Below are 25,000 nucleotides of genomic sequence, written 5' to 3' on the forward strand. Positions count from 1 at the left end.
ATGTTCAGAGGTAGGTCACGATGGCGCGCCAGCTTGTGCATGAGCGCGGCGACTCTCGCGTTGCTGGCGGTGATGGGGGCACAGGCGGCGCCGCGCTGGATGGAGGCGCTGGACCGAGGTGCGGTGGCCGTGCCAGCCACGCCGGGTGGCAATCTGCTGAGCTGGCGCTTGCTGGCGACGGATGCGCCGGCCACCACGTTCGATGTCTACCGAGACGGCAAGAAGATCAACACCCGCCCTTTGAGCGGGGCCACCAATTTGCTCGACGCCGAGGGCAGCGCACGATCGAGCTATGTGGTCCGGACTCTGGTCAATGGCAAGGACGTCGAGACCAGCAACCCGTTCACCGTCTGGGCGCAGGGCTATCTGAGCGTTCCGATCGATCAGCCTGCCGGCGGCGTCACGCCCACGGGCCAGGCCTATTCCTACACCGCCCACGAAGCCAGCGTGGCCGATCTGGACGGCGATGGGCGCTACGAGATCATCCTCAAGTGGGATCCGAGCAATGCCAAGGACAATGCCTTCGATGGCTATACAGGCGAGGTCTATCTCGACGCCTACACCTTGCAAGGCAAGCGCCTGTGGCGTGTCAACCTGGGGCGCAATATCCGCGCAGGCGCGCACTACACGCAGTTCCAGGTCTTCGACTACGACGGCGACGGTCGTGCGGAGCTGGCGGTGCGCACCAGCGACGGCACGGTGGACGGCACCGGCGATGTCCTCGGTGACCCGAACGCAGACTGGCGCGAGGCCGGTGGCGAGACGCCGTCCACCGATCGCACCGGCGGTCGCCTGACATCCGACGGCCGCATGGTCGCGCCATTGCAGGGCCGCATCCTGAAAGGCCCCGAGTTCTTGACCCTTTTCGATGGCTTGACCGGCAAGGCCCTGGCCAGCGCGCCCTACTGGCCGGTGCGCGATCCCCGCACGGACGCGCCGACGGCGGCGCAGATGAAGGAAGTCTGGGGCGACGGCTACGGCAACCGATCCGATCGCTTCCTGGCCGGTACCGCCTATCTCGACGGCCAGCGCCCCAGCATCATCATGGCCCGCGGCTACTACGGGCGGACCACTGTGGCTGCCTGGGACTGGCGCGATGGCAAGCTGAGCCAGCGCTGGGTGTTCGATAGTGCCTCGCCCGGAAACGAGGCTTTCGGCGGGCAGGGCAATCACCAGCTCAGTGTGGCCGACGTCGATGAGGACGGCAAGGACGAGATCGTCTACGGCGCCATGGCGCTGGACGATGACGGCAAAGGCCTGTGGAGCTCGGGGCTCAAGCATGGTGATGCGATGGCCGTTGGCGACCTCGACCCCATGCGAGCGGGCCTGGAGAAGTTCGGCGTCTATGAGGATGTGCGCCGCAACGGCGGCATTGGCTCCGCGATGCTGGATGCGCGCACCGGCCAGGTCTTGTGGAGCACGCCGGCCGACAAGGACACCGGCCGAGGTGTTGCTGCCGACATCGACCCGCGGTTCCCGGGCGCGGAGGTCTGGGCCAGCAATGGGGATGTGCTCTACACGGCCCAGGGCAAGGCCATCGAGGGTGTCCAGCGACCCAGGGAGCTGAGCTTTCTGGTCTGGTGGGACGGCGACGATCTGCGCGAGCTGTTCGACAAGAGCCGCATCAATAAATGGGACTGGCGCACCGGCAAATCTCACACCCTGCTGGAGGCCAGCGGCGCGATCCACACCAGCGGCACAAAGAACGTACCCGTTCTCTCGGCTGATCTGTTCGGCGACTGGCGCGAGGAAGTCATCTGGCACACACCGGACGAGAAATTCCTGCGCATCTACACGACGCCTCACCCCACCGAGCGGCGCCTAGTGACGCTGATGCACGACGCGCAGTACCGCCTTGCCATCGCCTGGCAGAACACGGCCTACAACCAGCCGCCCCACCCCAGTTTCTTTTTGGGCGAGGGCATGAAGCCGCCGCCGGTGCCCAAGATTATCGTGCGCACCCCGCCCAAGGCCGGCCTTGATCGATAGCGCTGAACCCGGCAAGCGCCGGCTGGCGCCGCCCCCTCACTCGGCCCTGACGGCACTCAGGCGCAGCATCAGGGTCATTGGATGCAGCGGCGATTGCTGAAAACCGTAGTGCTCGTAGAACTGCCTGGCGCGCTCGTGCAAGGCGTGAACCAGCAGGGCACGCACACCGACGTTCTGTTAAACGCTGAGCGCCCGCTGCACCGCGTCCTGTAGCAAGGCCGCACCCAGCTTGAGACCCTGGCTGCGTTGGTCGACGGCCAAGCGGGCCAGCACCATCGCAGGAACAGGGTCGGGCATATTGCGGCGTATGGCGGGGGTGGACGTGTGGTGCGATACCGCACCGGCGGCCAGCGCGTAATAGGCCAGCAGGCGTTGCTGCGCATCAAGCACAACAAAGCAGCGACTCGCACCGCTGAGGTGATTGCCCATGGCGCGGCGTTTGAGCCAGTCATCGAGCGCCGGCTCACCGCATGAGAATTCATCCAGCCCATGGGCGGCAGCTAGCGGCTGCGGCGGGCCAAGGTACAGACTCATGCCGGATCGGCGTTCCACGGCGCCTTGACGGCCATCAGACGTTCAAGCCCGGGGTTGGGGCTGGGAGGGGCGTCCAGCAGCGCGGTGAACTGCCGGAGCTTGTCCGCATCGAGGCTGAAGAACACCTGATTGAGCACCGCCGCCTGTGCCCGCTCGCAAGCGGCCTCCAGCATGAAGTCGGAGCGGTTCTTGCCCAGCAGGCTGGCGGCCTGGTCGATCAAGTCCCGCTGCTCGGGCAAGGTGCGCAGATTGATGACGGCGTCACGCATGGCCTTTTCCCTTGCTCGCTGGTGTACAACAGATACACGATTTTGGCGTGGCGTGTATCTGTTTTCAGTACGTTGCGGCGCCGAGTCGGGCCTCCATCCACTGGGCGGCCAGCACCGGCCACTGCGCCTGCGTGCCCGCCAGCGCCCGCAGGGCAAAGCCATGTTCGGCCTGCGCAAAGACATGGGCGTCAACATCCAGGCCATGCAGTTGGGCGGCCTTGATCAGGTTCAGCGCATGCTCAATAGGCACGATGGGGTCGTGCAGCGCATAAGCCAGGAATACCGGGCAGGGCGGCAGACCATGGGGCTCGCTGGCGATGCCGATGGGCCAGGCGTCGTAGAAGGCCTGCTTCTCGGGCGGCGCGAAGTCCGCCTTGCCGGCCGGGGCCTTGTGATCTCGGTGGTTGGCGTTGATCGGCGCGTAGGCAATGACGGCGCCGGCCGATTCGGACTGGCAGGCCATCACGCCGGCCAGATGGCCGCCGGAGGAGAGCCCCACATGCAGCAAGGGCAGCGGTGGCAGCGAGGCCAGATGCGCCAGCGCCCGCAGGCCGTCCTGCAGCGCGATGTCGAAGGGCCAGGTCTTGCCCTGGCCGCCGTCCTGCCCCGGCAGGCGGTGCAGCAGCACATAGGCATCCAGGCCCAGGCTGTTGAGCCACTGCGCGATCTCCACGCCTTCCTTGTCATGCATCAGCTGTAGATAGCCACCGCCGGCATAGACCAGGGCGCGGCCACGGGCGGGCGCTGCCGCCAGGTAGGCATGGAGTTCGCAGCGCGTCGGGTGCCGGCAGATGCGGTCCGGCCATTGGCCGTCGAGTCGGTTGGCGGCCCCCTCGCTGAGCACGATCAGGCGATCCGGCGCATGGCCGGCCGGGTAGGGCGCTTGCGATGTCATGGCTGCAGGCAACGGAGGATGCGGAATTCTCGGATCTGCAAATGGCTGGCGGTGCTGCGCAGTGCGAAGAAGCCCCGCAGGCGGGCTTGGGCCGCAGTACTGCTGAAGAGCAACTTACCGTCGACCGACCAGCGCAGATGCACCGGATCGTCGATCGTCGGCCGGCGCGAGACGATCTCGACATGCACGGCTCGGCCCGGATGCAGCCGCGTGCCCTCGCGCATGGCCTGCTCGCCCGGCTCGGCCGTGGCCTGGTCGGCATAGCCGGCGATCAGCCGGCGCTGGCCGCCGCGATAGGCGCGCAGCCGCGTGCTGGTGTTGGCATTGGCGCCGAATCCGACATAGTCCAGCTCCAGGTCGTCGTAGCCTGCGAAGGCGCCGCTGCGCGGGCGCGGTGCGCTCCCGTCGGCCTCGGCGGCGTTCCAGAACATATTCAGGTCGGACAGGCGGCCGGCGTGCATGCCGGCGCTAGCCGGCGCGGGCAGCGCCAGCGCGCTGAAGCGGATCGCATAGTCGCCGGCCAGTGGCTCGCGCCACCACAGGCTCAGGCCTGCCGGCGTCTGAATGTCCAGCCAACCCTCGCTGGCCCGCACCTGGGCCCGGGCGTCCTCGGCTTCGAGCCGCCAGTGGGCCAGGCCCGAGCGGAACTCGTCGCCGGCCGTCTGCGCCAGCCGCCCTGGCAGCTCGCACCAGTCGCCGGCCAGCGCTGTCATCGGCAGCGCGAGCAGCCACAGCAAGGCAGCGCGCATATCAGGCGAAGTGGAACATTGGCCGCAGCGGCCATTGGCGCGGCTGGTTGCCGGGCTCGACCTCCATCAACTCGGCCATATGGTCCCACCAGCGCCGCATCACCGGCTGCTGGGGCAGGGCGTCGAAGCTGGCCTCGGCGCCGGGCCGGCGCTTGAGCACGGCGAAGAGGCTCAGCGTCTGCTCGTCCAGAAAGATCGAGTAGTCGTGGATGCCGGCCTCGCGCAGCGCGGCGGCGAGCTCGGGCCAGAGTTCGTCGTGGCGCTTCTTGTACTCGGCCACATGGCCGGGCTTGAGCTGCATCTTGAAGGCAAGGATCTGGTCTTGCATGGCCTGTCTCTCCGTCGCTTATTGAGTGTCTTGATCGTCATAGCCCAGCGCGGACACATCGCGCCGAGCCAGTGCGGGGGCGGCCGCCCAACTGCCCGCAGGCAGGCCGTGCAGGCTGGCGGAGTCGGCGACGGCGATGGGCGCGTCGGCGAACTGCAGGCGACAGTGCTCGAAGCGCCAGCCCTGCGTATCGCGGATATGGCCGCCGCGCCTGGCCTCGATGTCGAGCCGGCTGAAGGCAAAGTCCTGCAGCGGTGCCGCGTCGAAGGCATCGACCTCGAAGGCCGTCAGTGCCCCGCGTGCGCGCAGGTCTTCGATGTGCACCTCGCGCAGCCGCGCCATGCCCTGCTCGGGCGGCACCGGGGTGCTCAGCACCTGCCAGTGTGCGGGCGGCTCGTCGATGGCTTCGGGCAGCCGGGCCAGGCTGTAGGCCGGGTTCCAATTCATCGTCACGCGCAGCACCACCGGCACATCAAGCAGGCCGATCTCGCGCAGGCGCAGGCCCTGGCCGCCGCCGCCCCGGCTTGGGGCCGACTTGAACAGAATGCCCACCGGCACCGGCGCCAGAACGGTCAGGCGCCGCACCTCGACATCGCGAAAGCCGCCAGAGGTTTCGCTGCCAAAGGTGATGCCGGCGGCGCCCTCGCGCACGATGCAGTCCTGGATCAGCACGTCCTCGCAGCAGCGTGCCACGCGCAGCCCGTCGGCATCGCGGCCGGCCTTGATGCACAGGGCGTCATCGTTGACGGCGATATCGACATGCTGGATCAGCACCTGGCGCGAGGAGTCGATGTCGATGCCGTCGGTCGAGGGGCCGCGTGCCTCGTCGTTGTTACGTATGGTGAGGCCGTCCACTGTGACCTGCTGTGAATAGCAGATGTGCAGGGTCCAGAAGCCCGAGCGGCGCAGCAGTAGGCCATCGCCCACACGCACCCGGCTCGACTCGAAGATCTGGATCAGGCGCGGGCGCTGCGCGTCATAGTCGGCAGCCCAGCGCAGGCCACGCGGCTCGTAGGCGCGGCGCAAGGTCCAATAGCTGTCCCAGAAGGTCTGACCGTCGCCATCGATGGTGCCGGCGCCGCCGATCTCCACATCCTGCTGCCCGATCACATTGAGCAGCGCGGCCGGCCAGACCATCTCGATGCCGGCCACGCGGGTGGGCAGCAGCGGGTAGTCGGCCAGGTCTTGCGAGCCCAGCAGGCAGGCCCCGACCTCCAGCCGCAGCCGCATGCCTGATTTCAGGAACAGCGCGCCGCTGCGGTAGCGGCCTGGGCCCAGCAGCACAGTGGCGCCGCTGGCTGCGGCGGCGTCGATGGCCTGCTGCAGCGCGGCGGTCTCCAGGCCAAGCCCATCGCCACGGGCGCCGAAGTCGTGCGCCTGCAGCGTTCTGCTCATCAAACGATGCCGCTGCCGCTGGCGCCCGCCTTCGGTGGACGGGCCGCCGCGGCGTTGGCGCGGTAGCCGCTGGCGCGATAGCAGGCCACCGGGTCGGCGGCGCCGCCGCTGCGCAGCCGGGCCATCGCCAGAATCGGGCCGACATCGGTGCGGAAGGCCTTCTTCAGCGCCTGGGCCGACTGCAAGGCGTCATTGGCCGCCTGGTGTTCGGCCAGGGCGGCGCGGTCCACCATTGCAGCCTGCACAAAAGCGCGCTGCACTTCGACCGCGCTGCTCATCAGACTCTCGATCGGGTCGGTGACGTTGTGCGACTGGTCCAGCATGTAGGCCGGCTTGAAGGCGGCGCCATCACGGGCAGCGGCATCGGCCAGCTCGTTGAAGACCAAGAAGAGCTGGAAGGGGTTGATGCTGCCCGAGTCCAGATCGTCGTCGCCGTACTTGCTATCGTTGAAGTGGAAGCCGCCTAGCTTGCCGAACTGGGCCAGGCGCGCGACGATCATCTCGATGTTGGTGTTTGGCGCGTGGTGACCCAAGTCCACCAGGCACTTGGCTTTGTCGCCCAGCGCCTGGGCGCAGGCAAAGCTGGTGCCCCAGTCGGCGATCGTCGAGGCATAGAAGGCCGGCTCGAAGAGCTTGTGCTCGATATACATGAGCCAGTCGGCCGGCAGCGCCGCGTAGATGCCGCGCATGCTGTCCAGATAGCGCTCCAGCGCGCCGCGCAGATTGTGCTGGCCGGGGAAGTTGGCGCCATCGCCGACCCAGACGGTCAGGCCGGTCGAACCCAGAGCGCGGCCGAGTTCGATGCACTCGATATTGTGCGCGACGGCTTGTTCGCGCGCGGCCGCGCTCTGCGCGGTCAGGCTGCCGTACTTGTAGCTGTGGGCTTGTCCGGGCTGGTCCTGGAAGGTATTGGAGTTGACCGCGTCAAAGCCAAGGCCGAAGCGCAGCGCTTGCTCGCGCAGCGCCGCCACATCGCTGGGCTTGTCCCAGGGAAAGTGCAGGGAGACGGCCGGCGTGGCGCGGGTCAGCTGATGGATGACTGCGCAGTCTTCCAGCTTCTCCATCACATGGCGGGGCTCGCCAAGACCCGGAAAACGCGCGAAGCGGGTGCCGCCGGTGCCCACGCCCCAGCTCGGCACCGCCACCGCAAAGCCCTGGGCCAGCACGGTCAGCCGCTCGATGTCCTGGCCACGCCGGGCCAGCACGCCGGCCAGCGCGTCGTAGTCTGCGGCGAGATCGGCCTGCAGGCCGGCGTTGTGCTGGGCCACCAGGCCCGCGTCGATCAGTATGTCCATCTTGTCTGTCTCCTGTGCTGAGTCTGCGGCGCGCTCAGCGGGTGAACGCGGCGGCATTGCCGGCGTCCACATTGATGATGTTGCCGGTGCTCTTTCCCGCCTTGTCGCTGGCCAGGAAGTACACGGCCTCGGCGATGTCCTCGGGCAGCACGCTGAGCTTGAGCATGCTGCGCTGGCGGTAGAACTCCTCGATATCGTCCGAGCCAATTTTGTTCGAGGCGGCGCGCTCTTCCTTCCACTTGCCGTCCCAGATGCGCGAACCGCGTATCACCGCGTCGGGGTTGACGACGTTGACTCGGATGCCCAGCGCCGCGCCCTCCAGCGCCACGCAGCGTGCCAGATGGATCTCGGCGGCCTTGGCGGTGCAGTAGGCCGAGGCCCCGGCTGAGGCCACCAGGCCGTTCTTGCTGGCGACGAAGACCATGGACCCGCCGGTCTTCTGCGCCTTCATCAGGCGGAAGGCGGCGCGACTGACCAGGAAGTAGCCGGTGACGAGAATGCTCTGGTTGCGCTGCCAAATCTCCAGCGACGTGTCTTCCAGCGGCGCGGCGGAGGCGATGCCTGCGTTGGACACCAGGATGTCGATTCCGCCGAAGCGCAGCGCGGTGCTGCGTAGGATGGTCTCGACCTCGGACTCCGAGGTGATGTCGGCGCGCACCACATCGATGTTGTCGCGGCTGCTGCCCTTGAGCAGATTCTGCCTGGCGCCGTCCAGGGCCTCGGCATCGATATCCGTCAACATCACGCAGGCGCCCTCGGCCAGCAGCTGGCGGGCCACCGCCTGGCCGATACCGCCTGCGCCGCCTGTTACCAGGGCCACGCGGCCGGCCAGGCTCTTGGGCTTGGGCATGCGCTGCAGCTTGGCCTCTTCGAGCAGCCAATACTCAATGTCAAAGGCCTCCTGCTCGGCCAGGCCGACGTACTTGTCCACGCCATTGGCGCCGCGCATCACATTGATCGCGTTGATGTAGAACTCGGCGGCGATGCGGGCGGTGGCCTTGTCCTTGGCGAAGGACAGCATGCCGACGCCGGGTATCAGGTAGATGATCGGGTTGGCGTCACGCACCGTCGGGCTGCTCGGGCGCTTGCAACGCTCGTAGTAAGCGATGTAGTCGGCCCGGTAGGCGGCCAGTGCGTCGTCCAGGCTGGCCGTCAGGCGTTCGACATCGGGCGCGGCCGGGTCCAGGTCCAGCACCAGCGGGCGGATCTTGGTGCGCAGGAAGTGATCAGGGCAGGACGTGCCCAGCGCCGCCAGCCCTGCCAGGTCCTGGCTGCAGACGAACTCCAGCACTGTGGCGCTGTCGTCGAAATGGCCCAGCTTGAACTCGGTCTCGCTGATCTTGCCGCGCAGCAGCGGCATCAGTTTGGCGGCCAGCTCTGCGCGCGCGCCTGGCGCCAGTGCAACGGACTTGGCGCCGCCGAAGGCCGGTTGTCGGCTGTTCTCGGCCAGCCAGTCCTCGGCGCGGCGAATCATCGCCAGGGTGTTCTCATAGCAGCTCTTGGCCGTGTCACCCCAAGTGAACAGACCATGGCCCTCAAGGATGATGCCCTTGAGCTGAGGCTGCTCGGTCGAGAGATTCTCCAGCTTCAGGCCCAGGTCATAGCCGGGGCGCTGCCAGGGCAGCCAGCCCAGCTCGCCCTCGAACACCGCGCGGGTCAGGGCCTGGCTGTTGGCGCAGGCCGCGATTGCGATGATGGCGTCCGGGTGCATATGGTCGACATGGGCCTGGTTGATGTAGGCGTGCAGCGGCGTGTCGATGCTGGCCGCGCGCGGGTTCAGATTAAAGGTGCAGTGCGGCAGGTAGTCCACCATCTCGTCCTCGTGTTCGAGGCCGCGATAGCGGCTCTTCAGCGCGCGCAGCTTGTCCATATATAGGGTGGAGAAGCCGTCGAGCTTGATACTGCCGAGATCGCCGCCCGAGCCCTTGACCCATAGCACCTCCACGTCGGCGCCGCTCAGGTAATCCTTCATCAGCACCTTGGCCGAGGTATTGCCGCCGCCAAAATTGGTCACGCGCAAATCCGAACCCAGCAGATTGGAGCGATACAACAGCAGCTCAGGCTCGCTCATCTTGGCGGCCAGCGCATCGTCCCACAGCGAATTGATCGGCTCCCGGGCGGAGGTATTGGAATTGGCAGTCATGGATTCACCTGTGTTGATTTCTTTGTCCGCCACCGGAATACCCTCTCGACATACTGTGTCCGAGCCAGCTGTTGCGGTCTCGGATTCAGCGGACCCAGCGGTGTTGAAGGCGCTCGGCGGTGGCCCGGTTGGCGAGCCGGCGGCCAGTGTCTGCGCAAATGCCGGCGCGTGTTCGGGGCCTGCGCGTTAAATCAAAAGGATGATTGGTTTTCCGGCTGGCGGCCGCAGCGCTCATCCCAAGCAATCACGGCCGTGAGCGTTTCGTGATTGACCTGATCTTCGGGACGGCGTATTCTTGATTTTGAAACGCTGGTTCATCGACTGGCGTGATCGGTTCTGATCGCTGCCGACTACCAGAGCTGCGACAGTGCCACCGGCCCGGCGGCAGGCAGCACAGATGCCTTGTCCATGGGGCGGTACCGTCTCCGGAAGCGGCCGGCCGGCCCCAGTGCCACGGCAGCCCCGGACCATAAGAGAAGAGACAACAGGCCCCGCACGTGCTCAGCGGCAGATCGGCGGCTTGCGATCAAGAGGTGATCAGATGGTCAATCACAAACGTCACAAGCGCATGCTAAAGCTGCTCTCCGAGCACGAGCATGCGACGGTTCAGCAACTGATGGACTGGCTGTCGGCCTCGGCCGCGACGGTGCGTCGCGATATTGCCTGGCTGGCCGCCAAGAATCAGCTCACCCGGACCCGCGGTGGTGCACAAAAACTCCAGCCGCAGCAAAAGAAACGCTCGTTTACGCTCTCCAGCGAAACCTTTCAGAACAATATCCAGAATCACGCGGCCGAGAAACGAGCCATTGCCCGCTATGCGAGTTCGATGTGCAAAAACGGTGAAACCATCATCATCAATGGCGGGACCACGACATTTGGCATGGTGGAGTTTCTGGTAGACAAGCAGCTGAAGATTCTGACCAATTCATTCCTGATGGCGGAGCGCCTGCTGCTGACCAGCGACAACGAAATCATTCTGCCGGGCGGCAAGGTCTATCGGGAGCAGAACGTGATCCTGAGCCCCTTCGAGAACGATATCGCCCAGCACCATTACGCTGCCAAGATGTTCATGGGCGTCTACGGTTTGTCCATCCTCGGGCTGATGGAGGCAGACCCGCTGCTGATCCAAGCTGAGAAGCGCTTGATCAGCCAGGCCGAGGAGCTGATCGTGCTGGTGGACAGCAGCAAGTTTGCGCGCAAAGCCGGCCTGGTCCTGTGCGGCCTGAACCGCGTATCGACCGTGATCACCGATACCGGCGTGTCCGATGGCGCGGTGCAACTGCTGGAGCAGTACGGCGTCAAAGTCATTACCGTCGAGCCTGAGCGCTTGTGCGCCCATGAGATGGAGCCGACCCTCAATCTGGGCGCCTATTTCGAGTGTCGGCCGGAGCTGCGCGCCGAGCTCGCCGAAGTCGGCTGAAGCCGCCCCGCGCTGATGAATGCCGCCGCCCCGGCACGGGCCGTGCCGGGGCGGCGTGCGTTCGTGAGCCCCTCTCTTGCAACCCCTCCACTGTTTCGCGCCTCATGACCACGGATGCCACCCTCGTTCTTGACATCGGCAAGACCAACTGCAAGCTGACCCTGATTGATGGGCAAGGCCTGACTCTGGCTGAGCGGCGCCGGCCGAACCGGGTGCTGCTACCCCAGGACGGCGGCTACCCGCATCACGACTGCGAAGGCATCTGGCAGTGGATGCTGGAGGTGCTGGGCGAGTTCGCCCGAGCGGCGCGGATCGGCGCTATCGTGCCGGTGACCCATGGCGCCACGGCCGCGCTGGTCGATGAGGCCGGTGCGCTGGTCCTGCCCATCCTCGACTACGAGTACCCGCTGGCCGAGGCGGCCGCCGTGCCGCGCCCGCCCTTTGCCGAGACCTGCTCGCCGGCGCTGCCAGCCGGGCTGAATCTGGGTCGACAGCTGTCCTGGTTGGCGCGGCGTTTCCCGACCCAGTTCGCCCGCACGCACTCCATCCTGCTGTACCCGCAATACTGGGCCTGGCGGCTGTGCGGAGTGGCCGCCAGCGAGGTGAGCTCGCTGGGCTGCCATACCGATCTATGGAATCCGGCGGCCGGCGACTATTCCAGCTTGGTCGAGCGCCAGGGCTGGCGCGCGCTGTTCCCGCCCCGCCGCGAGGCCTGGGCCCGGCTCGGCTCCATCCTGCCCGAGCTTGCCGCAGTCACCGGGCTGCCGGCCGATTGCCAGGTCGTCTGCGGCGTCCACGACAGCAATGCCTCGCTGCTGCGTCATCTGCTGGAGGCCGGCGGCCCGCGCACCGTGCTGTCCACTGGCACCTGGGTGATCGCTGCTGCCTTGGACGGTGCGGCGACGAAGGCGCTGATCGAGGCCCAGGACATGCTGGCCAACTCTGATGTGCTGGGTCGCCCGGTGCCCTGCATGCGCTTCATGGGCGGGCGCGAGTTCGGCGTGATCGCCGGGGCAACACCCGCCCCCTTTGGTGCGGCCGAGCTGCAGCAGCTGATCGCTCAGCGCACCTGGGCCTTGCCATGCTTTGCCGAGGCCGGCGGCCCGTTTGCTGGCAAGGGGCGCAGCGGACACATCGTAGGCCCGGCGCCGCAGTCGCCGGCCGAGCAGGCCGCTCTGGCCACGCTCTACGTGGTGCTGATGAGCGACTACTGCCTGCAGGCTCTGGGCGCCGAGGCGGCGCCCGTCGTGGTGGAGGGCGCGTTCACCGCGAACCCCTTCTTCGGCCCGCTGCTGGCAGGGCTGCGTGAGGGGCGCGAGGTGATGGTGTCGGACGACAGCAGCGGCACAACCTGTGGCGCCTGGTTGTTGCAAGGCTGGCAAACGCGGCACACGTTAGCCGCTGCAGCCCTGGCAGTGGCGGCCTTCAGGCCCGAGGGCTGGCAAGCCTACCGAGACGAGTGGCTAGCGCAGCTCGCTTGAGACGGCTTCAGGATGCCGCGCCCGCCACGCCCGCAAATCTTGCCGGTACTGATCCATCGCCAGGTCATGCAGGTCGAAGATGCACGGCTCACAGCCGTTGCCGCAGCAGGCGTCGAGGTCGGGTGGCACCGGCGGGCAGGGCATGGGATCGAGATCGGGGTCGGGATCGGTGAGGGACGTCATTGGACGCGATTGTCCGGCATCCTGAGTAAGAGAGAGGCCTTCACTTGATCAAGGCCTGATACGCCAGTGCCTTGACCCGCAGATGCAGATTGGAGCCGCCGGCGGGCCGGTGCTGGGCCATGAAGACGATGATCATTCGCTCCTTGGGGTCGACCGCGTATTGTGGGAAGTAGGCGCTGCCCCAGCCGTAGGCGCCTTCGCTGCCGAGCTCGCCGGCGGCACCGCCGAGCCGGGAAGTGACCCAGAATCCCAGGCCGAAGCCGTCGGCGTCGGTGGCGCCGCTGGAGCGGTAGAGCGCGCCCACATGATCGGCGCGCATCAGCTCGACGGTCTTGGGGGAGAGCAGACGCCGGCCATCGAGCTCTCCACCGTTGAGCAGCATCTGCAGAAAGCGGGCGTAGTCGGTCGTGGTGGACAGTAGGCCGGCGCCGCCGGACAGCAGCTGGCGCGGGCCGTGGACGAAGTCGCTGCTGGCGGCGGTTTCCTTCAGCACCAGGCGGCCGCCCTCGATGCCATAGACATTGGCCAGTCGATGAGCCTTCTGCGGCGGTAGCCAGAAGCTGGTGTCCACCATGGCCAGCGGGCCGGTGATGCGCTCGGCGATGAAGCGGTCCAGCGGCTGGCCCGACACCACCTCGATCAGCCGGCCCAGCACATCGGTTGCATAACCGTATTGCCAGACCTCGCCGGGCTGGCCCTGCAGTGGCAGCGCGGCAAAACGCTGGACCCATTGCGCCAGCGTTTCCTTGTTGCCGAGGATGTACCAGTCGCTGAAGCCGCCTTGTTGATAGGCGGCTGCGGCCGGGCCGGCGCCGTAAGTCATCCCGGCCGTGTGGCGCAGCAGATCGCGGATCAGCAGCGGCCGTCGCGGCTTCTCGGTCGCGAATGGCAATGCTGAGCCAGCCTGCGCAGGCAGCGCCACCTGAACCTTGGCAAACTCGGGGAGGTACTTGGCCACCGGATCCTTCAGGAGGAAGAGGCCTTGCTCGTACAACATCATCGCAGCCACGCTGGTGATGGCCTTGCTCATCGACGCGATGCGAAAGATCGCGTCGCGCTGCATGGGTCGGGCGTTCTCGCGGTCGGCCAGGCCATAGGCCTTGAAGTGCACTGGCCGGCCGTCGCGGGCGATCAACACCACCGCGCCGGCCAACTGCTGGCGGCCGATCTCGGCTTCGATCGCGGCGTCCAGGCGCTGCAGACGCTCGGGCGCGAAGCCGGCCTGCAGGATGTCGTCGCGGCTTGGTGCTGCAGGTGGCAGTTCGGCGGCTGACGCGCTGCCGACACACAGGCACAGCGCCAGCAATAAGGTGGGGGTGGGCAGCATGATCATCACGGATTGTCTTCATCGCCCAGCGGGCGCTGATGGCTGAAGTTGGGACTGGGCCTTAGGTAGAAATCCTCCGGCATCGGCTGTGGCCGGGCCGCGTTTACTGGGCCCAGCGCCGCCTCATCCAGCAATGCTGCCACCGGCAGTTTCAAGTCGCGCAGGCCGGCGGCCACCAGCCTGGCCAGCTGGTAGGCGCCGTAGCTGTTGTGGTGGGTGTTGTCGATCTTGCCAGGCGCGGGCGAGGCAAAAGCCAGCTGGGATCGCTCAGGCCCCAGGGCCTCGTAGAAGCGCTTGCTCTGGCTGTTCAGGTCGACGTAGGGCACTTTCATCGCCTCGGCCACCTGGCGTGCGGCTTGCGCATACTCGATCAGGCTGGGACGGATGCGCCCCTGTTCGTCGAAGCCGCGGCGCTCCATCGACGAGACGATCACTGGCAGGCCGCCGCGCGCACGGATTGCCTGCACATGGGTGCGGATCTCTGCCTGATAGCTTTGTGTATCGCCGCTACCGTCCTTCTGCTGCTTCTGGTCGTTGTGGCCGAACTGCAGCAGCACCGTGTCGCCGGGCCGCAGCTGGCTGGCGACCTTGTCCAGGCGGCGCCGTGCGATCGAGTCGCGGTAGGTCTCGCCCGACTCGGCATGGTTGGCCACGGCCGCACCCTTGAAGAAGCGGGGCAAGATCTGACCCCAGCTCGCATAGGGCTCCTGCGATTGGTCGGCCACTGTGGAATCGCCCAGCAAGAACACGGTCGGCACCGTGACCGGCGTGATCACGAGGCGCTGCACCACCGGCGCGCCCCCATTGAGCTCCAGGCTCAGCCGGCCATCCCAGGCCCAGGCCTCTTCGACCGTCTCGCGCGGCGCTTTCAGCTGCACCGCACCGGCGGCGATGCCGGCCACCGGCCGAATCTGGGCGGTGCGCACATTGACGATGAAGCTGTGCTCGACACTCTCGCCTGGCGCGCTGCGCACGCCGTCCAGCGAGAGCCGCCGCAGCTCGGACCTGACGGTGTTGTCGGAGGCGGTGGCACCGCCGCCAAAGCGGATGCTGACCCGGTAATTTCCCTCGGGCACCGCCACCGAAAAGTAGCGGACCTGGGCCTTGGCATCGCCCTCGAAGCCAAAGCCGCGCTGGCGGCTGTAGGCCATCTCGGGCGTCACCACAGTGTCTCCGGCGGTCGCGGTCGCGCCGAAACTGAAGCTCAAGCGCTCGGCTGCAGCGGCCGGCAGGGTCGTCATCAGCATCCCGAGTGCCAATGCAAGCGTGTGGCGCTTCATCGCGGCAGGTGCTCGCCGATCAGCGCCAGGTTCTGGATCGCGGCCAGGCCCCACTGCGCCGTGTCGTTGGTGCTGACCCAGGGCGCTTCGTCGACCGGGTTCAGAACTGCCGGGCCGCTGATGCGCCGGGTTTGCAGCGTCTTGGCTCCAAAGCGCGCATCGCCCTGGAACTCGCGCCAGGCACGCTGGGCCAGCGCAGCATCACGCAGTTTCCAGGCGGCATAGGCGCTCAGGCGTGAATGGCCCACCGACAGCACGGTGCCGCCGCCATGCGGCGCGCCCAGCTCGCGGGACTGCTCGTCACGCGGCGCGTTGTAGAGCCGGCAATACTGCAACCAAGCGCGCTCAAAACCGGGCAGATCGGTCAGCTCGATCAGCTCGGCCAGAATCTCGACCGCTCCGAACACCGCGCTGAGGTGGCTGGCGCCGACCCGCTCGCCGTTGATGTTGTGTAGTGCGCCCTCGTTGGCGCCGTCGGGCTCGTAGCCGGCCGGGCCGGCGCTGAAGAAGCCATGCGGCATGCCGGCTATGCCCTCCATGCCGCGCAGGATCTTGTTGCGCCAGCGGGTGTTGCCGGTACGTTCCCACGCAGTGAGCCAGTTGGCCACCAGCGAACACCAGTCGGTGCCGAAGCCGATGCGCGAGGGGTAGGGGCCTTTGGCCGGTTGGCGGGCTAGCTTGCGGATCGGGTCCACGGCGGCGAGCTTGCGGTCCACGTCCAGCAGCGAGTGCATCACGTCGCCGACGCGCTCGTCGGCGGTAAGGTAGTAGTAGAAGCGCCGGTAGGCCGATGTGCTGATGCGCACCTGCTTGGCGCTGCAGCCCCAGTGCTGGACGTTGTGGCGGGTACCCAGGCCCTGGAAGCGGCCCAGATGGTAGATGTCGACCTCGCTGGTATGGCGCACCATGGCCTCGGCCATGCGGAAAATGTCGGCCCGGCCGCTGCGCAAAAATGCATACCAGAGCCACAGATCGGGCGAGAGCTCGGAGTTGTCCCAGGCATAGCCGCCGACGTCGTAGCGCCACTCGTGGCGGTCGGCGTCGTAGGTGTGGCGGATATCGCCATAGTCCCAGAAACCGTACCAGCGCCGCTGCTCGACTTCTTGCTTGTAGAAACTGAACAGGAAGTCCAGTCGTTCTTCGATCGCAGCCTTGGCTGGCTGACTGCGGTCCGGCAGGCTCCACAGTCCGCCGAACACGCCGCTGGCCAAGAGGCGCTCGGGACCGGCCATCAGCTGCGGCGGCGTTTGTACTGCGGCGGCCATCTGCACCATGGCCTCGCGGCTAGGCGTGGCGGCCAGCGCCCACAGCGTGATCTCGCTGCTGCGAGCAACGCCATGCGGCGAGCCATAGCCTTTCTGGTAGTCCTCGTAGGTGATTTCCAGGCCTTCGAGCTCCTGCGCGTGGGTCTGCATGCCCAGGCCGTCGTGATAAAAGCGCATGTCCATCGCCGGCGCATCGGGCGCATGCATCCAGACGCTGACCTCAGCTGCGTCGGTGTGGGCTTGCCGAATGTCCAGCTGGGTCGGATGGCGCTGCCAGAAATCGCGCAAGCCGAAGACCACGCCGCCGCTGGCGCCGCCGATATAGCCGCTGCCCGGTGCGCGCCGACCAAAGGCGGCCGGGATCCAGCCATGGCCGGCCTTGGTGCGCTTCCTGATCTGGAAGCCATCGGCGCTGAGCTGGCTTAGCGAGTAGTCGCCCCAGGCCGGGATGCGCTGCAAATGCTGACGCACCGGTGCGCCCCAGGTCTCTATCGGGGGGCAGGCCCGGCCTGCGACTTGCGCCGCACGCACGGCCGCGCCGGGATCGCGGCGCAGGCCAGTGAGATTGCGCACGCCCTCGGCCCAGAGGCCGCGGCCCTCGCCGCTGTCCTCGCCGGCAAAGCGCACATGGCGGTCGTGCGGCGCGTCGCGCAGTGGCACCTCAAAGCGCAGGCCGATGCCACGCAGGAAGTCCTTGTGCTCGTCGCCATCGAAGATGAAGGTGTGCATCACCCGCACAGACTCGGCGCCGGCGTAGAAGTACAGGCGCACCGTGAAGGGCAGCCAGCTGCGCGCCTTGCTTTTGTGCCTGCCCTCGATCTTGACGACCGCGCGCACCGGGCCGCTCTGCTCGACTGTCAGTGACTGGGTCTCGCTGTTGAACTGGGTCTGGGTCACGGCGCCGGCCGTAGCATCGGGCTTGTTGTCTGCCTGGGCCACCAGGCTGCAGTTACGCAGGATCTGGCGGCCCTGCCGCTCGATGTTGCTGATCAGCAGCCCGCCCTTGCGCGGCAGCTGGCAGCGGATCAGGCCAGTGTCTATGGTCACCAAATCTGCGTCTTGCTGCAACTGGATCTGCGGGCCGGCAGCAGCGCTCGCCGCAACCCCGGGATTGATGCGCGGCTGCGCGCCCGCCGCCGCGCCAGCAGGCAGGGCATGGGCGGTCCACTTCAGCGAGCCGTCGGGCCAGAAAGCCAGCGGCCAGCTCTGCAGCGGTAAGGGCTGGCCCCGGTCGTCGAGCGCGTGGAACTGCTGAGCGCGTGGCTGCTGGCCGCGCGGCCAGGGCAGGCCCAGGGTCTGGCCCATGGCGAGCGCCGGGGCCTGACCGTCCAGCCAGCGCAAGGCCAACAGGTCGACCGCGCCTTTGACGGTGCTGTCGGTATCGCTTTTGCCTGTGCTCGCCGACGGCATCGGCTGGGCCTGGCCGGGCAGGGCGGCGGCCGCGATGCCTGCCAGCGGCAGCGCGGCGGCGCCGGTCTTGAAGAAGCGGCGACGTGTGTAGTCAGACATGCGTGCTTATCCGATATGGCTGGTGCGCGGCGCGCCGGGGCGGCGGCCGGCGGAAACCTTGCCACGACCCCACAGGCTGTCGTAGCGCCAGCCGGTAAGGTCTTCGACGATGCGGCGGTTTTCCTCGCTCTCGGCCTGGGTGGCACCGGCGCGCAGGCGCTCGACCTCGTGCACCAGCACTGCATGGGTGCGGGCATTGAGGCGAAAGTTCCAAGCCGCGATCAGGCCCAACAGCATCACCGCGATGGGGCCGAACACCATCAGCCAGGCGATAGTGTTGATGGCCTCGGGCGTCTGCGTGACGATTTGGCCGGGGACAGACTTCGGCGAGATATACCCGCCCATATCGATGATCCAGCCGGTCGCGATGATGGCCAGCGACTGCGCTAGCTTGCGCACCAAGGTCATCACGCCGGCGAAGATGCCTTCGCGGCGCTCGCCGGTGACGGCCTCGTCGATATCGGGCAGGTAGTTGTAGACCGACCAGGGTACGAAGTTCAGGGTGCCGCGGCCCAGGCCGGCCAGCACGATGGGCGCGAACAGCCAGAACACAAGGCCGACGCCGAAACTCTCGTTGGCCGGATTGAAGGCGCTGAAGATGCTACCGCCCAATGCCTGCAGGCCGGCATCGAAGCCCTCGGGGCGCAGCAGGAAGAAGAAAAGATAGAGCAGCAGCGCGCCCGAGAAGCAGCTGATGGCCAGCCGGTAGGCCAGCGTGGGCCCGGTGCGGATGACGATGCGGATCGCGATCATCACTGAGATCAGTTGGGCCACATACATTGCCGTCATCAGCTGCGAGATCACCAGCGTCGCGCCCATCATCACGGTGGCGACGAAGATCGGGAAGGCGGTGTTGAAGATGTCCTGCGACAGATAGCCGCCCAGGTAGAGGCTTAGATGCTGGCGGAAGGCGCGGATCTTCAGGGTCGAGAACAGGTCACGGAACATTTTGACCGGCAGGTTCAGCGCGGTCTTGAGGCTGACACCGCCATAGGTCTGCGACATCACCGACAGCTCCTTGGGCCCGTAAGGACGCTCCCAGCTGGTCAGCACGACGATCAGCACGACCAGCGAGAAAAGGCCGCCAAAGATGGCTGCCATCATGAAGAAGGTGTCAGGCGAGTCTTTGCCACCGAACTCGTTGATCAAGAGTGTCGGCAGGTAAGAAGCCAGGATGGCCGAGCTCTGCGCGACGATCATGCGCGCGCCGGCGAACTTGGCCTTCTCCTTGTAGTCCTTGGTCATCTCGGCGGCCAATGTCTCCCAGGGGATTAGGAACATCGTGTAGAGCAGCTCGAAGAAGATGAAGGTAACGAGGTAGTAGGTGAAGGTGTGGCCGGTCTGAAATATCAGCGCGAAGCTGGGCAGCAGCGGGATCGTGATGATCAGGAAGAGCTTGCGCCGGCCGATTTTTCGCCCCACCCAGGTGTGCCGCAGATTGTCCGAGACATAGCCGATCAGCGGACAGGTGATGGCCTCCAGCAGACGCGGCAAGCCCAGTATCAAACCGGCCTCGACGGCAGTGAGCCCGCAGAAGGTGGTGAAGAAATAGAACAGCCAGCCTGTGATCACGGCCTGGGCGCCGGCGCCCAGCATGTCGCCGGAGCCCCAACCCCAGTAGTTGATCCAGGTGGGCTTGCGAAGCGCATTGATGCCAGCCATCGTCTTGTCTTCCTCAATCTTGGATGTGGACGCTGCGGTGGGCCGCAGTCGACTTGTCGTGCCAGTCTGTGTTGCTCAGATGAAGCGATACATGAACTCGCCCATCGCCAGCAGTGCCATGGCCTGGCCGAAGGGCATCGAGGTCAAGGGGATGTTCTTGTACTCCTGCAGGCTGTTGAATACCGGCGTGCCGAAGGAGACCTGGGTCAGTTCGCCGGCCTCGTTGATGTGCGCTCGCACAGCCTTGGCCGCACGCACGCCGACGGCCTCGTAGTCGCGACTCAGATAGCCCTTGCGCACGGCCTTCAGAATGCCGTATGCAAAGCCTGCCGAGGCCGCCGCTTCCTCATAGGAGCTCTCGTCGTCGAGCAGTGTGCGCCACAGGCCCGAGGGCGCCTGGCAGGCGGCCAAGGCCTTGACCTGAGCTTCAAGTGTGTCAATCAGAAACTGGCGCAGCGCGTCGTCCTTGGGCAGGTTCAGCAGCTCGATGAACTCGGGGATCACGATGGTGACCCAGGAGTTGCCGCGCGCCCACAGCGCATTGGCGAAGTTGTGCCGGCCCTCGAATGTCCAGCCGTGAAACCACAGGCCGGTCTTGCGGTCGGCCAGGTACTTGATGTGGACCAAGAACTGGCGTTTGGCCTCCTCGACGTAGTGCGGTCGGTTCAAGAGCAGGCCGATCTTGGCCAGCGGCAGCACCGACATCATCAAGGTGTCGTCCCACAGTTGCTGGTGGTTGACGCTGTTGTAGACGATGTGCTGGAAGCCGCCTTCCTCGGTGCGCGGCAGGCCGCTGTAGACCCATTCGCCCCAGGTTTCGAGATAAGGCAGGTAGCGGCGCTCGCCGTTGCGCTCGAACAGATGGGCCAGGGTCAGAAATGGCGCGACGGTGTTGATATTGCGCGAGGGCATGCCCTCGGCGAAGCGCGCCTCGAACCAGGACGTCATGATGTCCCAGGCTTGGGCATCGCCGCTCATCTCCCAGACCTTGTAGATGCCGTACAGACCCACTCCGTGGGTCCACTCGAAGCCGTTCCAGCCCTTGGTGTCGATGACGCGGCCGTCGGCCAGGCGAAGGAGGAACTTGCCGTCTTCGTCCTTGATGTTCACCAGGTTGTGGATCAACCGATTGATCGCATCGCGATAGTCCTCACGATCGGCACCCAGGCTGGCCGTGTGGTGGGCCAGCAGCGGGTGGATCTTGGAGGAATCGATGGGCTTGAGGATTTGTTGACTGCTCATGATTTCTTATCGCTGTAGATAGGGCGATTGCGGAACGGGCTCGAGTGTGACGCCGCCGCGTGCGATATGCATCGGCACGAGCTTGATGGGCTCCAGCGCGTTCTCGGGCTGGCCGTCGGTGGTGACGACCAGGGCCAGGGTGTTCTCGCCGTTCGGGTTAAGGATGCCGGGGGGGATCACGAAGACGCGCTGCGGGCCGATGTGCGAGATGAACTGGCCCATATGCCAACCGTTGACGAAGATCAGCGCACGGTTCTGAGGCGCAGAGCGCGGCTTCGTGGTGTCGCCGAAGGCCAAGCCCAGCTGTACATCATGGCCCCGAGGCAGGTCCAGCGTGAAGTGGGTGCGCAGCCAGTAGCTGCCAGCTGCCGGCGGTGCGGCGGTTGGGGAGCTGCGGTCCCAGCCGGTCTTGAAGTCGCGGTCGGGTGCTGGAGGCAGATGCCAGCCCATACGCTCGCCGTACAGGCCGCCGTTGTTCATGGGGCCGCGCACCAGGTCGGCAATGTCCTCGCCGCCCTTGTTGCCTTGGATCTTCCAGCTGATAGGCGTGGCGAAGCGCTGGCCGCCCCGGGGCGCTAGCGAGGCGGCGATCAGGCCGCGGGCTTCCTTGTGCTCGTCATCGGCGAACAGGTCCCAATTGTGGGAGTTGTTGCGCACCAGCACCGAGATCTGGTGCTCGCCCGGCACCAGCGTATCCAGCCGCAGCTTGAAGCTGTCCGTGGTCTCGGGGAAGGGGCGGCCGGTGTCGAGCTCCTGCTGGCCGAGGTACTTTCCGTCCAGCCAGACCTGGATCAGGCCGGCCCCGCCGGCTCCGTAGAACAGCTCGAGCTGCTGCGGGCCCCGCTCGGTGATCTTGAAACGGCCGCGATACCAGACGTCGCCGCGGTGAAAGCCGTAGTCGCTCATCGCCAGCACCGGCTGACCCTTGTCGGCGCCGCTGTAGACATGCGCGGCGGAGACAGGGGCGTCTGCGTGGCGCCAGGCACTGTCGTCGAAGCTGGGGTCGGCCTCCAGCGAGTCGTAACGCCGTGTCCAGGTTTGGTGCATCAGGTCGGGCAGCTGCACGGCGGACGGGCCGGGCAGCGGCTGGCGGCTGCGCAGGCTGTCGGCTTGCCCCGTGAAGGTCAGGGCAGCGCCGTTGAAGCTAAGGGTCTTGACCGTGCCCGGGGCCCAGATACGCAGCGGGCTCGCGGACATGGTGTCGCCGATGAGGGCCAGGTCTTGCCCTGTCTCTTGCCCTTTCAAGCGGGCGCTGCGAATCATCGAGGTGCCCTGCACCAGCACCTGACCATCTCGCCAGAACTGCCAGCCGGTTTGCTCGTCGGCGATCAGCAGGGTCAGTGGTGCGCGATCTCCTTCGCTGATTCGCAGTTCGATCAGGCCACGATGCTGATAGTTCAGCCGCAGGTCCTTGCCATCAAAGACCACATCAACATGACCAGCCACTAGCTCGACTTTGGGTTTGCGGGCAAAGCGCAGCACGGTCTCGCCGTCCTCGCCGGCGCGGCCGTAGAGCAAAACCAGGTCGCGTGGTCCTTGCTGCAGATGGGTCTGGATCTCCGAGGTCGTGTAGACCAGGTGCTGACGCTCCATCGCATAGGAAGCCAGCCACATCTTGGCGTCCTGGCCCGAGAGCTGCAAGCGGCCGGCCTGCGGTACTTGGTAGCTGCCGTCCTTGGTCTGCAGCCTGAACGAGAAGTCCTCGGTGCCGGTCTTGCTGGACGGATTCTGCACCGCGAACAGTACGTGGGTGCCCATCGGCTTGTTGATGTTGTGATAGAGCTTGATGCCGGGGTTGCTGGGCGTGATCGGCTCGGCCTTGTCCATCTGCGCCAGCACCGGCGTGGCTGCTTGGACGAAGCTGCCCATCTGCTTGAGTACCTTGGCCTTGTCGCGCAGGCTGCGGGCCTCGGTGATCGCAGCACCGTAGTCGTAGGAGGTGTAGACCACCGGTCCGCCCAGCCAGCCCCAACTGGTGCCACCGAAAGCCATGTAGATCGAGTGGATGGTCAGCGAGTTGATCAGGCTGGTGCCATAGAACACGCGCTGGTAGCCGGGGCCCTGGCGCTGGGCCGTGCACTCATAAGTGCCGTTGGAGCCCCAGTAGTCGAACCAGCCGCCGCCAATCTCGGCGACGAAGCCGGGGGTGTTGGGCGAGGCCAGCGAGCCGATGCGCGGCGCGGTCGTGCCGTAGATGCCCCAGTCGGGCGCCACCGAGGGCGGTCCTGGCCGGCCATCGACGCCGCAGACGCCGCCGGGATAGCCGTCGAAGGCGTAGATATCGGTGGGACCGGGATTCGCAAAGGGCGCGCTGGAGTTTTTTGGCGTCCAGTCGGGCAGGCGCGAGGCGGCGTTGTGGAACAGCGGAACGGTGATGCCGTCGGCGCGTGCCTTGTCCGCCAGATGCTGCATATGGCGGATGTTCTTGGGCTGAACCGAGAAGAGCTCGTTCTCCAACTGGTAGGCGATCACGGTGCCGCCGCCATTGGTGATCTGATGGCGCGCGACGATGGCGTTGATCTGGCTGAGCCACTCGTCGGCGGCCTCCTGGTAGGCGGGGGCATCGGTACGGGCCTCGACCCGTTGGCGCAGCAGCCAGCCCGGGAAGCCGCCGGCGCTGAGTTCGGCGTTGACATAAGGTCCTGGCCGAACGATCACATAAAGCCCTTCTTCGGCCGCCATCTGCAGCGCGCGCTCGATGTTTCGCACCGTCGAGAAGTCATAGTGCCCCGGCTTGGCCGAGTGGTAGCCCCAGGCGAAGTACAGGGCCACGGTATTGAGCCCCGACGCCTTGATCTTTTGCAGCACATCGCGCCACAAGCTGGGCGAGGGCAGGCGGAAGGGATGAAATTCGCCGCCGAAAATCATCTCGCGTCGGCCATCGATGATCAGCGAGTACCGGTCCCAGGCGATGGTCTTGGGCTTGCCCTTGGGCGCGGCGGCGCGCTCCAGCGCGGCCGTCTCCTCGGCGATCACGGTAAAGTGTCGTACAGCGCCCGAGACGCCGCCAAGCTCTTGCTTCGGCGTCCAGCTTTCGAATCCGTCGAAGCTGTCCGAGTACCAGTAGCGTTTGGCGGTGTAGTCGTCGAAGTAGATGCGCCAGCCCGAACGGCCGTCGGCGCTTGTGATCGGCACCAGCGACTGCCCCTCGGACGGGCCGCCCCAACCTGCCCAGTCGCCGGTCTTGCGCAGCGTCCAGGGACCGCTCAGTGCCGGTGCGGTGGCCAGCTCGATGAGCTTGCTGGACTCGTTTTTCGTGAAGGCGGTGTACTGGCCCTGGTGCAGGACAACGAAGGTGTCGATGGTGTTGTTTTCCAGGCCGCGCATCAGCTGCGGCGCGGAGAACTTGCTGAAATCGGCGCTCAGCGGCTCTAGATAGTAGGCGGCGAAGGGACCGGCGGCGCCACCCTTGGACAGAGAGAGCACGACTTTCAGGCTACCGTCCTTGTCGCGAAACCACTCGGGCGCCCAGACATTGCTCAGCCCCGGCAGCGCCAACCCGATATCGGCCACATGCTGCCAGCGGCGCAGGTCGGCGGACCTGGAGACGCCAAAGCTCGTGCCCGACCAACCGGTGGTGTAGACGATGTAGTAGAACCCGTCGGCGGCCCGCATGATGGAGGGGTCGCGCAGCAGGCCCTTGGGAGGCGTGTAGACCTCAGAGCCCAGCGAGGTGAAGCTGATGCCGTCGGTCGAGCTGAACAGGCTCAGGGTGTTCTGCGATGTCGCTGTGAAGGCCGACATCAGGAAGGTGCGTTCACCCTTGGGGACCGACTTCACGATGGGGCGGGATACGGCCTCGGGGTTGACGGTCTGCCCGGGCAGATCCTGGGCCAGCGTAGCGGTTTGCAGCAGCGACAGCATGCCGATGCCGACCGCCCGATGAACCCTGGCGATACCTAAAGTTGCTATTCGGGCAAAAGAGGACATAGGCGGGCAGCACTGACAAGCGATTGAAGGCACAAGCGACAGATGACCCGTACAGCAGCATCAGGCCCGATCCGATCGGGGCGTAATTCGCGTGGCCCGGGTGG

The 25,000-nt window shown here is 66.2% G+C and carries 17 protein-coding genes and 1 pseudogene; 3 read left to right on the forward strand and 15 right to left on the reverse strand.

What is annotated here, in order from left to right; genetic code table 11:
- The first annotated feature begins 39 nt into the window (after positions 1-39).
- A complete protein-coding gene (locus OOZ63_RS24840; protein WP_266008343.1) occupies positions 40-1,989 on the forward strand; it encodes a rhamnogalacturonan lyase in 1,950 nt (649 codons plus the stop codon).
- A gap of 36 nt (positions 1,990-2,025) precedes the next feature.
- Here OOZ63_RS24840 and OOZ63_RS24845 read toward each other — a convergent pair.
- From OOZ63_RS24845 to OOZ63_RS24880, 8 genes and pseudogenes are all read right to left on the reverse strand, one after another.
- Positions 2,026-2,523: pseudogene (locus tag OOZ63_RS24845) on the reverse strand (GNAT family N-acetyltransferase).
- The gene (locus OOZ63_RS24850) at positions 2,520-2,792 is read right to left on the reverse strand and encodes a DUF1778 domain-containing protein (protein ID WP_266008344.1); all 273 of its coding nucleotides are present in this window, start codon (positions 2,790-2,792) and stop codon (positions 2,520-2,522) included. The pseudogene OOZ63_RS24845 and the gene OOZ63_RS24850 overlap by 4 nt, the downstream one beginning before the upstream one ends.
- Positions 2,793-2,856: 64 nt before the next feature.
- The gene (locus tag OOZ63_RS24855; RefSeq protein WP_266008345.1) at positions 2,857-3,687 is read right to left on the reverse strand and encodes an alpha/beta hydrolase; all 831 of its coding nucleotides are present in this window, start codon (positions 3,685-3,687) and stop codon (positions 2,857-2,859) included.
- Entirely contained in the window at positions 3,684-4,436 is a 753-nt protein-coding gene (locus OOZ63_RS24860; protein ID WP_266008346.1) for a DUF6250 domain-containing protein, read from the reverse strand. The genes OOZ63_RS24855 and OOZ63_RS24860 overlap by 4 nt, the downstream gene beginning before the upstream one ends.
- Before the next feature lies 1 nt (position 4,437).
- Positions 4,438-4,764, reverse strand: coding sequence for an L-rhamnose mutarotase (locus OOZ63_RS24865; RefSeq protein ID WP_266008347.1), 327 nt, complete (start codon positions 4,762-4,764; stop codon positions 4,438-4,440).
- Between the two features lie 18 nt (positions 4,765-4,782).
- Complete coding sequence (locus tag OOZ63_RS24870; protein WP_266008348.1) at positions 4,783-6,159, reverse strand: glycoside hydrolase family 28 protein; 1,377 nt, start codon at positions 6,157-6,159, stop codon at positions 4,783-4,785.
- Positions 6,159-7,454: an L-rhamnose catabolism isomerase gene (rhaI, locus tag OOZ63_RS24875; protein WP_266008349.1), complete on the reverse strand. Its 1,296-nt coding sequence runs from the start codon at positions 7,452-7,454 to the stop codon at positions 6,159-6,161. The genes OOZ63_RS24870 and rhaI overlap by 1 nt, the downstream gene beginning before the upstream one ends.
- Before the next feature lie 34 nt (positions 7,455-7,488).
- Positions 7,489-9,597, reverse strand: coding sequence for a bifunctional rhamnulose-1-phosphate aldolase/short-chain dehydrogenase (locus OOZ63_RS24880; protein ID WP_266008350.1), 2,109 nt, complete (start codon positions 9,595-9,597; stop codon positions 7,489-7,491).
- Positions 9,598-9,964: 367 nt separating this feature from the next.
- Between OOZ63_RS24880 and OOZ63_RS24885 the strand changes: the two genes are divergently transcribed.
- A complete protein-coding gene (locus tag OOZ63_RS24885) occupies positions 9,965-11,017 on the forward strand; it encodes a DeoR/GlpR family DNA-binding transcription regulator (RefSeq protein ID WP_266008351.1) in 1,053 nt (350 codons plus the stop codon).
- Between the two features lie 104 nt (positions 11,018-11,121).
- Positions 11,122-12,498: an FGGY-family carbohydrate kinase gene (locus OOZ63_RS24890; protein WP_266008352.1), complete on the forward strand. Its 1,377-nt coding sequence runs from the start codon at positions 11,122-11,124 to the stop codon at positions 12,496-12,498.
- Here the strand turns inward: OOZ63_RS24890 and OOZ63_RS24895 are convergent.
- From OOZ63_RS24895 to OOZ63_RS24925, 7 genes are all read right to left on the reverse strand, one after another.
- Positions 12,481-12,681 carry an oxidoreductase-like domain-containing protein gene (locus tag OOZ63_RS24895; RefSeq protein ID WP_266008353.1) on the reverse strand — a complete coding sequence of 67 codons (201 nt, stop codon included), beginning with the start codon at positions 12,679-12,681 and terminating at the stop codon, positions 12,481-12,483. The two genes, OOZ63_RS24890 and OOZ63_RS24895, sit on opposite strands and share 18 nt — an antisense overlap.
- A 40-nt stretch (positions 12,682-12,721) precedes the next feature.
- Complete coding sequence (locus OOZ63_RS24900) at positions 12,722-14,014, reverse strand: serine hydrolase domain-containing protein (protein ID WP_266008354.1); 1,293 nt, start codon at positions 14,012-14,014, stop codon at positions 12,722-12,724.
- The gene (locus OOZ63_RS24905; RefSeq protein WP_266008355.1) at positions 14,014-15,288 is read right to left on the reverse strand and encodes a rhamnogalacturonan acetylesterase; all 1,275 of its coding nucleotides are present in this window, start codon (positions 15,286-15,288) and stop codon (positions 14,014-14,016) included. The genes OOZ63_RS24900 and OOZ63_RS24905 overlap by 1 nt, the downstream gene beginning before the upstream one ends.
- Positions 15,285-18,062, reverse strand: coding sequence for a Tat pathway signal sequence domain protein (locus OOZ63_RS24910; protein WP_266008356.1), 2,778 nt, complete (start codon positions 18,060-18,062; stop codon positions 15,285-15,287). Before OOZ63_RS24910 ends, OOZ63_RS24905 begins: the two co-directional genes overlap by 4 nt.
- Positions 18,063-18,068: 6 nt before the next feature.
- A complete protein-coding gene (locus OOZ63_RS24915; RefSeq protein WP_266008357.1) occupies positions 18,069-19,724 on the reverse strand; it encodes an MFS transporter in 1,656 nt (551 codons plus the stop codon).
- A 75-nt stretch (positions 19,725-19,799) separates the two neighbouring features.
- Positions 19,800-20,966 carry a glycoside hydrolase family 88/105 protein gene (locus OOZ63_RS24920; RefSeq protein ID WP_266008358.1) on the reverse strand — a complete coding sequence of 389 codons (1,167 nt, stop codon included), beginning with the start codon at positions 20,964-20,966 and terminating at the stop codon, positions 19,800-19,802.
- Positions 20,967-20,972: 6 nt separating this feature from the next.
- Complete coding sequence (locus OOZ63_RS24925; RefSeq protein WP_266008359.1) at positions 20,973-24,830, reverse strand: beta-galactosidase; 3,858 nt, start codon at positions 24,828-24,830, stop codon at positions 20,973-20,975.
- Between the last annotated feature and the right edge of the window lie 170 nt (positions 24,831-25,000).

The organism is Paucibacter sp. PLA-PC-4, assembly GCF_026241155.1.
In the GTDB taxonomy this organism is placed as follows: Bacteria; Pseudomonadota; Gammaproteobacteria; order Burkholderiales; family Burkholderiaceae_C; genus Roseateles_E.

Bases quoted from the DNA above. Each gene is read 5' to 3' on its own strand.
- OOZ63_RS24860 (WP_266008346.1), bottom strand. From the start codon at position 4,436: ATGCGCGCTGCCTTGCTGTGGCTGCTCGCGCTGCCGATGACAGCGCTG.
- OOZ63_RS24870 (WP_266008348.1), bottom strand. From the start codon at position 6,159: ATGAGCAGAACGCTGCAGGCGCACGACTTCGGCGCCCGTGGCGATGGG.
- OOZ63_RS24915 (WP_266008357.1), bottom strand. From the start codon at position 19,724: ATGGCTGGCATCAATGCGCTTCGCAAGCCCACCTGGATCAACTACTGG.
- OOZ63_RS24855 (WP_266008345.1), bottom strand. From the start codon at position 3,687: ATGACATCGCAAGCGCCCTACCCGGCCGGCCATGCGCCGGATCGCCTG.
- OOZ63_RS24920 (WP_266008358.1), bottom strand. From the start codon at position 20,966: ATGAGCAGTCAACAAATCCTCAAGCCCATCGATTCCTCCAAGATCCAC.
- OOZ63_RS24925 (WP_266008359.1), bottom strand. From the start codon at position 24,830: ATGCTGTCGCTGCTGCAAACCGCTACGCTGGCCCAGGATCTGCCCGGG.
- OOZ63_RS24880 (WP_266008350.1), bottom strand. From the start codon at position 9,597: ATGACTGCCAATTCCAATACCTCCGCCCGGGAGCCGATCAATTCGCTG.
- OOZ63_RS24840 (WP_266008343.1), top strand. From the start codon at position 40: ATGAGCGCGGCGACTCTCGCGTTGCTGGCGGTGATGGGGGCACAGGCG.
- OOZ63_RS24865 (WP_266008347.1), bottom strand. From the start codon at position 4,764: ATGCAAGACCAGATCCTTGCCTTCAAGATGCAGCTCAAGCCCGGCCAT.
- OOZ63_RS24895 (WP_266008353.1), bottom strand. From the start codon at position 12,681: ATGACGTCCCTCACCGATCCCGACCCCGATCTCGATCCCATGCCCTGC.
- OOZ63_RS24890 (WP_266008352.1), top strand. From the start codon at position 11,122: ATGACCACGGATGCCACCCTCGTTCTTGACATCGGCAAGACCAACTGC.
- OOZ63_RS24850 (WP_266008344.1), bottom strand. From the start codon at position 2,792: ATGCGTGACGCCGTCATCAATCTGCGCACCTTGCCCGAGCAGCGGGAC.
- OOZ63_RS24910 (WP_266008356.1), bottom strand. From the start codon at position 18,062: ATGTCTGACTACACACGTCGCCGCTTCTTCAAGACCGGCGCCGCCGCG.
- OOZ63_RS24900 (WP_266008354.1), bottom strand. From the start codon at position 14,014: ATGATCATGCTGCCCACCCCCACCTTATTGCTGGCGCTGTGCCTGTGT.
- rhaI (WP_266008349.1), bottom strand. From the start codon at position 7,454: ATGGACATACTGATCGACGCGGGCCTGGTGGCCCAGCACAACGCCGGC.
- OOZ63_RS24905 (WP_266008355.1), bottom strand. From the start codon at position 15,288: ATGAAGCGCCACACGCTTGCATTGGCACTCGGGATGCTGATGACGACC.